This is a genomic window from Micromonospora sp. IBHARD004 (genome assembly GCF_052814115.1).
The window spans coordinates 4,051,296-4,064,042 of the sequence record NZ_CP199934.1; the positions used below are offsets into that span (position 1 = coordinate 4,051,296).

Annotated in this window: 11 protein-coding genes and 1 riboswitch; of the genes, 6 read left to right on the forward strand and 5 right to left on the reverse strand. The window is 71.7% G+C overall.

The window, feature by feature from the left end; translation table 11 throughout:
- Positions 1-107: 107 nt before the first annotated feature.
- The gene (locus ACTWO6_RS19730) at positions 108-965 is read left to right on the forward strand and encodes an ATP-grasp domain-containing protein (RefSeq protein WP_446220704.1); all 858 of its coding nucleotides are present in this window, start codon (positions 108-110) and stop codon (positions 963-965) included.
- A 564-nt stretch (positions 966-1,529) separates the two neighbouring features.
- Positions 1,530-3,557: a M4 family metallopeptidase gene (locus ACTWO6_RS19735; RefSeq protein WP_446215310.1), complete on the forward strand. Its 2,028-nt coding sequence runs from the start codon at positions 1,530-1,532 to the stop codon at positions 3,555-3,557.
- A gap of 54 nt (positions 3,558-3,611) precedes the next feature.
- Here the strand turns inward: ACTWO6_RS19735 and ACTWO6_RS19740 are convergent, their stop codons facing one another.
- The 4 genes from ACTWO6_RS19740 to ACTWO6_RS19755 form a co-directional block, all read right to left on the reverse strand.
- Entirely contained in the window at positions 3,612-4,241 is a 630-nt protein-coding gene (locus ACTWO6_RS19740; RefSeq protein ID WP_446215311.1) for a DUF899 domain-containing protein, read from the reverse strand.
- A gap of 47 nt (positions 4,242-4,288) precedes the next feature.
- Complete coding sequence (locus ACTWO6_RS19745) at positions 4,289-4,726, reverse strand: YbaB/EbfC family nucleoid-associated protein (protein WP_446215312.1); 438 nt, start codon at positions 4,724-4,726, stop codon at positions 4,289-4,291.
- 175 nt (positions 4,727-4,901) lie between these two features.
- Positions 4,902-5,573 (reverse strand): transglycosylase family protein, encoded by a 672-nt coding sequence (locus ACTWO6_RS19750; protein ID WP_446215313.1) that lies wholly within the window; start codon positions 5,571-5,573, stop codon positions 4,902-4,904.
- A 1-nt stretch (position 5,574) separates the two neighbouring features.
- Positions 5,575-5,748, reverse strand: a riboswitch (cyclic di-AMP (ydaO/yuaA leader).
- Positions 5,749-5,923: 175 nt separating this feature from the next.
- Positions 5,924-7,756 carry a glycoside hydrolase family 3 protein gene (locus tag ACTWO6_RS19755; protein WP_446215314.1) on the reverse strand — a complete coding sequence of 611 codons (1,833 nt, stop codon included), beginning with the start codon at positions 7,754-7,756 and terminating at the stop codon, positions 5,924-5,926.
- A 223-nt stretch (positions 7,757-7,979) separates the two neighbouring features.
- Between ACTWO6_RS19755 and ACTWO6_RS19760 the strand changes: the two genes are divergently transcribed.
- The 4 genes from ACTWO6_RS19760 to ACTWO6_RS19775 all read left to right on the forward strand — a co-directional run bounded on the left by ACTWO6_RS19760 (position 7,980) and on the right by ACTWO6_RS19775 (position 10,838).
- On the forward strand, positions 7,980-8,876 hold the full coding sequence (locus tag ACTWO6_RS19760; RefSeq protein ID WP_446215315.1) for an LLM class flavin-dependent oxidoreductase: 897 nt from the start codon (positions 7,980-7,982) through the stop codon (positions 8,874-8,876).
- 260 nt (positions 8,877-9,136) lie between these two features.
- A complete protein-coding gene (locus ACTWO6_RS19765; RefSeq protein ID WP_446215316.1) occupies positions 9,137-9,613 on the forward strand; it encodes a winged helix-turn-helix transcriptional regulator in 477 nt (158 codons plus the stop codon).
- A 46-nt stretch (positions 9,614-9,659) separates the two neighbouring features.
- Entirely contained in the window at positions 9,660-10,358 is a 699-nt protein-coding gene (locus ACTWO6_RS19770; RefSeq protein ID WP_446215317.1) for an SDR family oxidoreductase, read from the forward strand.
- A 120-nt stretch (positions 10,359-10,478) separates the two neighbouring features.
- The gene (locus ACTWO6_RS19775; RefSeq protein ID WP_446215318.1) at positions 10,479-10,838 is read left to right on the forward strand and encodes a hypothetical protein; all 360 of its coding nucleotides are present in this window, start codon (positions 10,479-10,481) and stop codon (positions 10,836-10,838) included.
- A gap of 70 nt (positions 10,839-10,908) precedes the next feature.
- Here the strand turns inward: ACTWO6_RS19775 and htpG are convergent, their stop codons facing one another.
- Complete coding sequence (htpG, locus tag ACTWO6_RS19780) at positions 10,909-12,741, reverse strand: molecular chaperone HtpG (protein ID WP_446220705.1); 1,833 nt, start codon at positions 12,739-12,741, stop codon at positions 10,909-10,911.
- Between the last annotated feature and the right edge of the window lie 6 nt (positions 12,742-12,747).

Consider the following 12,747-nt stretch of genomic DNA (forward strand, 5'->3'; position numbering starts at 1 on the left):
CGAGGCACCGGGTCGGAGCCCTCATGGGCGGCGGACACCGACCGCCACACCGGTGCCGCCACAAAGGACAAAACCCGTCGCGCCGATCCGGCAACATGAGCCGAGTGATGCTGCTGTTCCCCGCCGACCCGCTACGTCCGCGCCGCCCGGACGACCACTTCGCCGCGGAGGCCGGGGCCGCCCGGGCCGCCGGAATCCCGATCGCCCTGGTGGACCACGACCTGCTCGCTTCCGGTCATGACCCGGTCCGGGCGGTGGCGGCCGTACGGCCCTCCGGGGTCGCGGTCTACCGGGGCTGGATGCTGCGCGCCGACCGGTACGCCGACCTCGCGAACGCCCTGGCCGCCCGGGACGTGCGGCTTCGGACGACGCCGGAGCGGTATCGCCGGGCCCACGAGCTGCCCGGATGGTACGAGGCGTTACGGACCGTCACGCCCGAGTCGGTCTGGACCACCGGGGCGGGGCGAGCCGCGTTCGACGCCGCCCGGCGAGCGCTCGGCGGCGGGTCGGCGGTGCTGCGCGACTGGTCGAAATCGGCCAAGCACCACTGGCACGAGGCGGTGTTCATCCCGGACCTCGCCGACGGCGACGCCGCGTGGCGCGTCGCCACCCGCCTCCTGGAGCTGCGCGAGGACGACTTCACGGGCGGCTTCGTGCTGCGCCGGTTCGAGCGATTCACCGGCGCCGAGGTGCGCACCTGGTGGATCGACGGCCGCTGCGCGCTCGTCGGCCCGCACCCGGACACCCCGGACGCCGCCCCGACGGACGAGGTCGACTCCGGCTTCCTCGCCCCGTTGGTCGCCCCACTCGGCCTGCCGTTCGTGACGGTGGACCTGGCCCGGCACGCCGACGGACGATGGCGGGTGGTCGAGCTCGGCGACGGTCAGGTCAGCGACCGCCCAGCCACCGTCGATCCGTCGGCGCTGATCACCGCGCTGGGCCGCGCCCTCGCCGAAGCGTCCTGACCCGACGGCGGGGGCGCCGCCCGGCCAGGCCGGCGTGGCGAGCTCCCGGCCGACGTTCGCGCACCTCGTTGTCATCCGCGCGAAACCCCGTCGTGACATCACCCGAACGACGGGAGGGCCGGCGGTACGGCGGATGATCATGGTCCGTTCAGCGCGGACCGACGGCCCGCACGGGCCGGGGGCGATCGGCACCTCCGCGCGACACCAAGACGCGCCATCAGTGGATAGCGGCATTAGCCGCAAGTTGGGCGCGGCCTCCTTCGCCGCCGAGAACATAAGGGCTGATCAGGCGCTATTGAAGATCATGGCTTTCTGAATTGCCGATGTCGCCGAGGCGACTGGAAGGAGGCGGTTGCCCCGGTCACCCATTGATCTGCACCGCTGCCCGTGTGATCGTGCTGCCACGAGTCACCGGGCCCCCGGCGGCTCGGGATGGTCGGTCCGTCGATCCGGGGCAACGCCGGCAGCCCCCCGGGAGACCCTCCATCGCCCGCCCCGCAGCTGGACCGCGGCGCGCGTCCCTACCGGGCCCCGCGCGCCGCCTAGGAACAGGAGCACACCCCCTTGAAGCTCTCACCCCGCCTCGTCGCGCTCTCCGGCGCGGCCGCGGCCGGTCTGATCGCCGCCGGCACCGCCGCGGCCGTACAGGCCGCACCGCCCAGCCCCGCCCCCGACGCGTCCCAGGCCCGCACGCTCGCCGCCAGCTCGGCCAGCGCGCTGGTCGCCAGCCGCCCGCAGTACCTGCACGCCAGCTCCGACGAGGCATTCGTCCAGAAGCCCGTCATCACCTCCGAGGGCACCCAGTACGTGCCCTACGAGCGCACCTACAAGGGCCTGCCGGTCACCGGCGGCGACTTCGTCCTGGCGACCGACTCCGCCGGAAACCTCAAGTACGCCTCCGTCGCCCAGCAGCAGAGCATCGGCAGCCTCGCCACGACGCCGAAGCTCCGGTCCGCGACCGCGGAGCGGACCGCCCGCGCCCAGCTGAAGACGGTGACCACCGTCGAGGGCACCACGCTCGTCGTCTACACCCTCGGCAGCAAGCCGGCACTGGCCTGGGAGACCACTCTGCGGGGCACCGACGCCGAGGGTCCGAGCCGGCTCACCGTGGACGTCGACGCCCTCACCGGCAAGGTGCTGCGCAAGCAGGAGCGCATCGTGCACGGCAGCGGCACCGGCGCCTGGAACGGGCCGGTCACGTTGAACACCACCCTCTCCGGCAGCACGTACTCCATGAAGGACCCGAACGTCACCAACCAGAGCTGCCAGGACGCCGCGACCAACACGACGTTCTCCGGCTCCGACGACGTCTGGGGCAACGGCACCGCCACCAACAAGGAGACCGGCTGCGTCGACGCGCTCTTCGCCGCGCAGACCGAGCACAAGATGCTGTCGCAGTGGCTCGGCCGCAACGGCGCGAACGGCAGCGGTGGCGCCTGGCCGATCCGGGTCGGCCTGAACGACCAGAACGCGTACTACGACGGCACCCAGGTGCAGATCGGCAAGAACACCTCGGGCCAGTGGATCAGCTCGCTCGACGTGGTGGCCCACGAGATCGGCCACGGCATCGACGACAACACGCCGGGCGGCATCTCCGGCAGCGGGACGCAGGAGTTCGTCGCGGACACCTTCGGCGCGGCCACCGAGTGGTTCGCCAACGAGCCGTCCACCTACGACGCCCCCGACTTCCTGGTCGGCGAGAAGATCAACCTGGTCGGCAGCGGCCCGATCCGCAACATGTACAACCCGTCGGCGCTGGGCGACCCCAACTGCTACTCCAGCAGCATCCCCAGCACCGAGGTGCACGCCGCAGCCGGCCCCGGCAACCACTGGTTCTACCTGCTGGCCGTGGGCAGCAACCCGACCAACGGCCAGCCGACCAGCTCGACCTGCAACGGCAGCACCGTGACCGGCCTCGGCATCCAGAAGGCCATGAAGATCATGTACAACGCGATGCTGCTGAAGACCTCGTCCTCGTCGTACCTGAAGTACCGCACCTGGACGCTGCAGGCGGCGAAGAACCTCTACCCGACCAGCTGCACCGAGTTCAACACGGTCAAGTCCGCCTGGGACGCGGTGAGCGTGCCGGCCCAGTCCGGCGACCCGACCTGCAGCGGCACCACCACCCCGCCGCCCACCGGCAGCTGCTCCGGCCAGAAGCTGGCCAACCCCGGCTTCGAGTCCGGCGCGGTGAGCTGGAGCGCCACCTCGGGCGTCATCACCAACTCGACCAGCCAGCCCGCGCACGGCGGTTCGTACAAGGCGTGGCTCGACGGGTACGGCTCGACCCACACCGACACCCTGTCGCAGTCGGTGAGCATCCCGGCCGGATGCCGGGCCACGCTCTCCTTCTACCTGCACATCGACACGGCGGAGTCGGGCAGCACGGTCTACGACAGGCTGACCGTCAAGGCCGGCAGCACCACCCTGGCGACGTACTCCAACGTGAACGCCGCCACCGGCTACGTCCTGCGTTCCTTCGACGTCTCGTCGCTGGCCGGCACCACCGTGACCATCTCGTTCAGCGGCGTGGAGGACAGCTCCCTGCAGACCTCCTTCGTCGTCGACGACACCGCGCTCACCCTGAGCTGATCGAAGACGCAGCGGCCGGTCGTCGTCCTCCCGACGACCGGCCGCTGCGCCGCGTCAGCCGTAGGTGGGGTGCTGGGGCCAGCCGGGCGGCGAGTCCTCCCAGTCCTCCTGCCGGCCGTACGGGGTGAGGTCGAGGACGCTGTTGATGAACAGCAGCCGGTCCACCCCCCGCGCCTGGGTGTGGTAGGTGCGGTAGACGTCCCCGCCGGCACGCAGGAACACGCTGAGCATGAATCCCCCACCCGCTCCGCAGTCGTCCGAGAACGACGTGCCGTGCGAGGAGACGAACGGCACCGTCCACCCCTTGCGCTCCTGGTACGGCTCGATCTGCGCGAGCGGCATGTTGGACACCGTGGCCCAGCTCACCCCGTACCGGGCCAGGGCCGCCGGGCCGCCGGACGGGATGTTGTCGGTGAACGCCGTGCAGCCCGGACAGAAGTGGTCCGGGCCGCTGTCCATGAACTGGTAGACGACGAGCTGGTCCCGAGCCTCGAAGAGGTCGAGCAGGGTCTTCGGGCCGGTGGGCGAGTCGAACACGTACGCGTTGTCGAACTTGACCATCGGGAGACGACGACGCCGCGCGGCGAGGGCGTCCAGCGCCCGGGTGGCTTCCTTCTCGGCCTTGAGCAGCTCGTCGCGTTCCCGCTGCCACTCCTCGGCCGTCACGATCCGCGGTTTCTCCATCCCGGGATTGTGATCCGGGGCACCGACATTTCGCCGACCGGCGCGGGTCAGCCCGTCCGGCCGCCGCCCAGCCGGGCGGCGGCGTGCTCCATCGCCTGGCTGAACATCTCCATCTGCCGCCTCGACTGCTCCCGCAACCCACCGAGCCGGGCGGCCAGGGCGTCCACGTCGGCCCGCGCCGAGGAGCTGACCTGGGTGTCGAGGTCGGCGAGGGCGGCGTTGACGGCCACCACGACGTGTGCGCAGACCGCCTCGATCCCCTCGGCCGACAGTCGCGGGTCGACGGCGACGGACTCCAACCGCCCACCCTGGACGACCACGGCCCGCACCAGCCCGTCGGCCGCGGTGCCGGTGGCGCGGAGCAGCTCCTCCGCATCGCCGTCGGTGTGCTCGGCGGGCCGGGAGCGCATCGCCGACAGCGCCTGCTCCGTCCGGGTCAGCAGCTCATCGAGGCTCGCGGCCGCGGAGAACGGTTCGTTGGTCATACCCGCGCTTTCTTCACGTCCTTCACGAGCACCGTGACGATAGCAATCCGCCATCCGGCCCGCCCGGGACACCGGCACCACGTCCACCACGACGGCGAACGCCCGGCCGGAGCACCGGCCGGGCGTTCGTCGGCTGCGCCGGCACCGGCCCACGGGGCCGGATTCCGGCGGTACGTCAGCGCAGCCGGAGCTGCTGGCCCGGGAAGATGAGACCCGGATCGGCGCCGACCACGCGCTTGTTGCGCTCGTACAGCGCGTGCCAACCGCCGGCGAGGTCCCGTACGTCGGCGATCATCGACAGCGTGTCGCCCGGCTTGACCACGTACGTGGTGGTCGAGTCACCCGAGGCCGGCGCGGTACGCCGGTGGCTGCGGGTCGCCGGCTGCTCGCTCCGCGAGGAGCGCTTCTCCGCCTTCGACTTCGATCCCGAGTCCGACCGGGACGTCGAGCCGGAGTCCTTGGTGGAGTACTGCCGGGTCGAGCCGCCCTTCTTGCCGCAGACCGGCCAGGCGCCGATGCCCTGCCCGTCGAGGACCTTCTCGGCGATGGCGATCTGCTCGCCGCGGCTGGCCAGGTCGGCGCGGCTGGCGTACTTCTGGCCGCCGTAGCCGTTCCAGGTGCTCTTGGAGAACTGGAGGCCGCCGTAGTAGCCGTTGCCGGTGTTGATGTGCCAGTTGCCGCCGGACTCGCACTGGGCGATGGCGTCCCAGTTGACGCTGGCCGCGCTGGCCGGGGCGGCCGGGCCGAGGATCGCGGCGGCGCCGGTCGCGGCACCGACGACGAGCGCCCCGACGGCGAGGCGGCGCGCGCTGGTCCGTCGGTGGCGTGCGGTGTATTCAGTTGCCATGGTGTGGTTTCCTCCACGCCGACGAGGTGAGCTGTCGGGTTCGGGCCGAGGAGCCCGGCCGCCGTCAGGCGGCTTCACCCCGAGGTGTCGAGCACCGAGGAACGTGTGGGTCCCCCGCTCCCGCCTGAGGTCCAGGTACCGACGGGCCGGCGGCGGGATTAGGCGTTGCCGGTCCGTGGTGTCCGCGATCGCGAACGCATACGACGTTAGGAACGATTTCGGACGATCGCCCACTTCTTGTGAAGTTCTTCACCCGGCCGGGCGAAGGCGCGGAACTTCGAGTTGCGACACTCCCGAACGTGCAATAGGGAGGCCGCCGGGTAGACGCCCGGCGGCCTCCGCGAACGCGTTCAGTACGTCAGGCCGTAGCCCTGCGGGAAGAGCGGAACCTGCCCGTCGCCGGCGTTGATGGGCTGCTGACTGACCGAGTTCATCCAGGTCATCGGCAGTTTTCCGACCGGCGCGGCACCGAAGAGGACGTCGGCCACGCCGGCGCCCTCGGTGCCGGGCAGCCAGGACGCCAGCAGCGCGTTCCAGCCGGGCAGCCCAGCGGCGATGTCCAGCGGCCGGCCGGACACCAGCACCACGATCACCGGCACGCCGGCGTTACGCAGGGTGGCGATGGTGCGCAGGTCCTCCCGGTCCAGGCTCATGCTGCCGGTCCGGTCGCCCTGGCCCTCCGCGTACGGTGTCTCGCCGACGACGGCGATCGCGGCCCGGTAGCTGCCGTCGATGCCGGTGCCGCGCTGGTTGTAGGTGATCGTCGTGGTCGGACCGACCGCGGCCCGGATGCCCTGCAGGATCGTCGTGCCCGGGGTGATGGCGCCGGACGAGCCCTGCCAGGAGATGGTCCAGCCGCCGCTCTGGTTGCCGATGTTGTCGGCGTTCCGGCCGGCCACGAAGATCTTGTTGTTGTCCCGCGCCAGCGGCAGCACGCCGCCGGCGTTCTTCAGCAGCACCTGGGACTGGCGCACGGCCTGCCGGGCCAGCGCCCGGTGGGCGGCGTTGCCCACCGTCGGGGTCCAGGTCCGGTCGGTGTACGGGCGCTCGAAGAGGCCCAGCTCGAACTTCCTGGTCAGGATGCGCCGGTTCGCGTCGTCGATCCGGCTCAGCGGCACGTGCCCGTTCTGCACCTCGGCGCGCAGGGTGCTGATGAAGTTCTTCCAGGCGGTGGGCACCATGACCATGTCGATGCCGGCGTTGATCGCGGCGGTGACCTCGGCGGCGGTGAAGCCGGAGCTGCCGTCGATCTGGTCGATACCGTTCCAGTCGGAGACGACGAAGCCGCTGAAGCCGAGTTCGCCCTTGAGGACGGTGGTGATCAGGTACTGGTTGCCGTGCATCTTGACGCCGTTCCAGCTGCTGTAGGAGATCATCACTGAGCCGACGCCGCGCTGCACCGCGGCCTGGAACGGGGGCAGGTGGATCGCCCGCAGCTCGGCCTCGGTCAGCTGGGTGTCGCCCTGGTCGTCGCCGCCGGTGGTGCCGCCGTCGCCGACGTAGTGCTTGGCGGTGGCGAGCACCGAGGTGGCGCCGCCCAGGGTCGTGCCCTGCAGACCGGTGACCAGGGTGGACATCTCCGAGGGCAGGTCCGGCGTCTCGCCGAACGACTCGTAGGTGCGGCCCCACCGGTCGTTGCGGGCCACGCAGAGGCAGGGCGCGAAGTCCCAGTCGACGCCGGTGCCGGAGACCTCCTCGGCCACCGCCTGGCCGATCTGCTGCACCAGGGCCGGGTCGCGGGTCGCCCCGAGCCCGATGTTGTGCGGGAAGATCGTCGCGCCGACCACGTTGTTGTGCCCGTGCACGGCGTCCACGCCATAGATCATCGGGATGGCCAGCGGCGTGGCGAGGGCGGCCCGCTGGAAGCCGTCGTACATGTCGGCCCAACCGGTCGCGGTGTTGGGCGAGGGCGCGGAGCCGCCACCGGAGAGCAGCGAGCCGAGCCGGTAGGTGGTCAGGTCGGCGGCGGTCACCGAGCCGCGCTCGGCCTGGGTCATCTGGCCGATCTTCTCGTCCAGGGTCATCCGGGCGAGCAGGTCGGCGACGCGGGCGGCGACGGGCAGGCTCGGGTCCTGGTAGGGGTAGCTGGCGGCGGTGGCCGGGGCGGGCACGGCCAGGGCGGTCACCGCGACGAGGAGCAGGGCGAGGCTGAGCGGACGGCGGACACGGTGGTGGCGGGTCACGGGTCACTCCTCCCGGAGGAACGGTCATGCCGTTGTCCGGCACCATATGCCACCCGGACATCGACGAACACCGCTGAGCGACCCGAGCTGTGAACAAACCTGTCGATTCCTCGGGTTCCGTGAGCACCGGCTTCCGGCCCGGGCTACGGTGGCGGGGTCCGCCGGCACGACGCGGCCAACGACCCACCGGCGGCGCGGATCGGGGCGAGGTGGCGGACCGGACATGACCGACTACGGGCACGAGCTGATCTTCGGCAGCTTCCTCACCCCGACCGCGGGCCGACCCGAGCAGGTGGTCGCCCTCGCCAAGCTCTGCGAGCAGGTCGGCCTGGACCTCGCCACCTTCCAGGACCATCCGTACCAGCCGAACTTCCTGGACACCTGGACGCTGATGTCGTTCGTGGCGGCGGCGACCAGCCGGATCCGGCTGGCCGGCAACGTGCTGAACCTTCCGCTGCGCCAACCGGTGGTGCTGGCCCGCAGCGTGGCCAGCCTGGACCTGCTCAGCGGCGGCCGGGTCGAGCTGGGCCTCGGGGCCGGCGCGTTCTGGGAGGCGATCGAGGCCGTCGGCGGACGCCGGCTCACCCCCGGTCAGGCCGTGGACGCGCTGGACGAGGCGATCCAGGTCATCCGGGAGGTCTGGGCCACCGACCGGCGCGGCATCGTCCGGGTCGAGGGCGAGCACTACCGGGTGGTCGGCGCGAAGCGGGGACCGGCGCCGGCCCACGACGTGGGGATCTGGGTCGGCGCGTACAAGCCGCGGATGCTGCGGCTGGTCGGGCGGGCGGCGGACGGCTGGCTGCCGTCGCTGACGTACCTGCCCAAGGGGCCGGCGGAGCTGGCCGAGCTCAACGCGCTGGTGGACGAGGGCGCCGAGGCGGCCGGGCGGGAACCCCGGTCGGTACGGCGGCTGCTCAACCTCTCGGGCCGGTTCACCCGGTCCCGCTCGGACTTCCTCGCCGGTCCATCCGAGCAGTGGGTGGAGGAACTGGCCGGGCTCGCCCTCGACCACGGCACCTCCGGGTTCATCCTCGGCGCCGACGACCCCACCGCGATCCAGCTCTTCGCGCAGGAGGTCGCGCCCGCGGTCCGCGAGCTGGTCGCCGCCGAACGCGCCTAGCCCGGCAGCCGGGCGCGGGCCGTCGAGGAGCAGCGGGAGGCGGTCGAGGCCGGCGGTGCCACCACCCTCGCCGTCACCGCCACCCCCGAACCGGGGGCTCAGCGACCGCCGCCTGTGGGACGAGTCGAGCCGCCCGGAGGCGCCCTCGCCCGGTACGGCTTCTACGCCGGGCAGGTCTGAATCCATTCCCGGTCGCCCTCAGGTCCGCCGTGAGATAGCTGACTTTGTTTCTCCTTAGCCAGATGGCTAGGGTGGTCGGCATGACGGATTTCCTCGCGCAGCGCGACGCCTGGCTGACCACCAACTGCTCGATCGCCCGCGCGGTCGAGGTGGTCGGGAACCGGTCCACCCTGCTGCTGCTGCGCGAGGCGTCGTTCGGCACCCGCCGCTTCGACGACTTCGCCCGGCGGGTGGGCGTCAGCGAGCCGGTCGCCGCCGCGCGGCTGAAGCAGCTCGTCGCCGACGGCCTGCTCGAACGGCGGCCCTACCGGCAGCCGGGGCAACGCACAAGGGACGAGTACGTCCTGACCCGCAAGGGACAGGAACTGCTGCCGGTGCTCACCGCCCTGCGGCAGTGGGGGGACGCCTGGGCCGCCGACGAGGCGGGCCCGTCCGTCCGGGTCGAGCACCACGACTGCGGCGCCCCCGTCCACGCGCGGCTGCGCTGCGACGCCGGGCACGACGTGCCGCCCGGCGAGATCGACGTACGCCCGGGGCCGGGGCTGCTGCGCGCGTGACCGGGCGAGAAGTCGACACACCCTTCGAGCAACTCAGGAGCAGGACATGAAGATCGCTGGACGCACGGCGCTGGTCACCGGGGCCAACCGCGGATTCGGCCGCCACCTGGCCGCCGAGCTGGTGGCGCGGGGCGCCACCGTCTACGCCGGTGCCCGCAACCCCGACAGCGTCGACCTGCCGGGCGTCACGCCGGTCAGGCTGGACATCACCGACCCGGGCTCCGTGGCCGCGGCCGCCGAGATTGCCGGCGACGTGACCCTGCTGATCAACAACGCCGGCGTGAGCACCGGAGCCGACCTGCTCGACGCCGACCTGGACACGGTCCGGCTGGAGATGGAGACCCACTACTTCGGCACGCTGTCAGTCGTGCGCGCCTTCGCGCCGACGATCGCGGCCAACGGCGGCGGAACGATCCTGAACATCCTGTCCGCGCTCTCCTGGATCAGTTTCCCGCAGACCGGGGCGTACAGCGCCGCGAAGTCCGCCGAATGGGCGATGACCAACGCCCTGCGGACGCAGCTCGCCGACCGGGGTGTCCGCGTCGCCGGCCTGCACGTGGGATACATGGACACCGACATGACCGCCGGGGTGTCCGCGCCGAAGTCCGATCCGGCGGACATCGCCCGGATCGCCGTCGACGGCATCGAGGCCGACCGGTACGAGATCGTCGCCGACGAGACCTCCCGGCGCGTCCTCGCCGGCCTGTCCGGCGGGGTCGCCGCGCTCTACGCCGACCTGCCCTGATCAAGCGGAGGACCGCCCCGGCCGGAGCCTGGACCCGGACCGGGGCGGCCCGTCGGGTCACCGACCCCGTCCCGGCTCGGATCCGACCGCGGGGCGGCGGGCAGGGGCCACAATGGCGTCATGCGGCAGGGGTTCGCCCACCAGGCAGTCCTGGACATGGCACCGGACGGCGATGAACGCGCCCCCGGGGCGGCCATCACCACCGTCCTGTGCGGCCACTGGGAACACGAACCGCCCTGCCCGGTCGCGGCACACCACACCCGGGCGGAGCGGGTCGGCGCCGAGGTACGCCTGCGCATCCTCTTCGCCACCGAACCGCAGCGGGAACAGAGCGTGCGGCACGACATCGACCGGGCGTTGGCGCGCGGTGAACTGGTCGGCCCGGACGGGAGGACGACCCGGTGGCGAGTGCTCCGCACCGGACCGGGTGAGCCGTCGGCCGAGGAGGCGGAGCACCTCGATCGACTGGCGCGCGGGTAGCCGACCCGCCGGCCGTGGCGTGCGCGCCCACGGCCGGCGGGATCGGCACCCGCAGGGCGAGTCGCCGGCCCTACAGGGTGCGGGCGAGCCGGTCGGCGAGGATCCGGGTGAACCGGGCCGGGTCGGCCAGCTCCCCGCCCTCGGCGAGCAGCGCCATGCCGTACAGCAGCTCGGCGGTCCCGGTCAGGGCCTCGGTCTCGGCGCCCTGCTCGTGGGCCTTGCGCAGCCCGGCGACGAGCGGGTGGCCCGGGTTGAGTTCGAGGATCCGCTTGACCCGTGGCACCTCCTGCCCCATCGCCCGGTACATCTTCTCCAGCGTCGGGGTCATGTCGTGCGCGTCGCCGACCACGCAGGCCGGTGAGGTGGTCAGCCGGGAGGAGAGCCGGACCTCCTTGACGCTGTCGGCGAGCGCCCCGGTCAGCCAGCTCAGCAGCTCGGCGAAGTCCTGCCGCTCGGCCTCGGCCTTCGCCTTCTCCTCGTCGGTCTCCAGGTCGACCTGGCCCTTGGCGACCGAGCGCAGGGCCTTGCCGTCGTACTGGCCGACCCGCTCGACCCAGACCTCGTCGACGGGGTCGGTGAGGATCAGCACCTCGTAGCCCTTGGCGCGGAACGCCTCCAGGTGCGGCGAGTTCTCGATGGTGCCGCGGGACTCGCCGGTGGCGAGGTAGATCTCCGACTGGCCGTCCTTCATCCGCGCCACGTAGTCGCGCAGGGTGGTCAGCTCGGCCGGATCGTGGGTGGAGGCGACCCGCACCAGGTCCAGCAGCGCCTCGGTGTTGTCGGCGTCCTCCAGCAGCCCTTCCTTGACCACCGCGCCGAACTCGGCCCAGAAGGTGCGGTAGGACTCGGCCGGCATCTCCTTGAGCGTGGCGAGGACCTTCCTGACCAGGCGCCGGCGCACCGCGCGGATCTGCCGGTCCTGCTGGAGGATCTCCCGGGAGATGTTCAGCGACAGGTCGTGGGCGTCCACGACGCCCTTGACGAAGCGCAGGTAGTTGGGCATGAGCGCGTCGCAGTCGTCCATGATGAAGACGCGCTTGACGTAGAGCTGCACGCCCCGGCGGCCCTGCGGGGAGAAGAGGTCCAGCGGGGCGTGCGAGGGCAGGAAGAGCAGCGCCTCGTACTCGAAGGTGCCCTCGCCGCGCATGTGGATGGTCTCCAGCGGGTCGGCCCAGTCGTGGCTGACGTGCTTGTAGAACTCCTTGTACTCGGCCTCGTCGACCTCGTCCCGGGAGCGGGCCCAGAGCGCCTTCATCGAATTGAGGGTCTGCGTCTCGCGGGTGGTCGCGCCGTCCTCGCCGGGGCGCTCGACGGTCATCCGGATCGGCCAGGCGATGAAGTCCGAGTACCGCTTGACGATCTCCCGGACCGTCCACTCGGCGGTGTAGTCGTGCAGGTTGTCCTCGGTGTCGACCGGCTTGAGGTGCAGGGTGACCGAGGTGCCCTGCGGGGCCTCGTCGACCGCCTCGACCGAGTAGGTGCCCTCGCCGGTGGACTCCCACCGGGTGCCGCCGCTCTGCCCGGCCCGCCGGGTCAGCAGGGTGACCTTGTCGGCGACCATGAAGGTGGCATAGAAGCCCACGCCGAACTGGCCGATCAGCTCCTGCGTGGCGCCGGCGTCCTTCGACTCGCGCAGCTTGCGCAGCAGCTCGGCGGTGCCGGACTTGGCGATCGTGCCGATCAGCCGGACCACCTCGTCGCGGGACATGCCGATGCCATTGTCCCGCACGGTGAGCGTACGGGCGTCCTTGTCGACCTCGATCTCGATGTGCAGGTCGGCGGTGTCGACCTCGAGATCCTTGTCGACCAGCGACTCCAGCCGGAGCTTGTCCAGCGCGTCCGACGCGTTCGAGATGAGTTCGCGCAGGAAGACGTCCTTGTTCGAGTAGATCGAGTGGACCATCAGCTG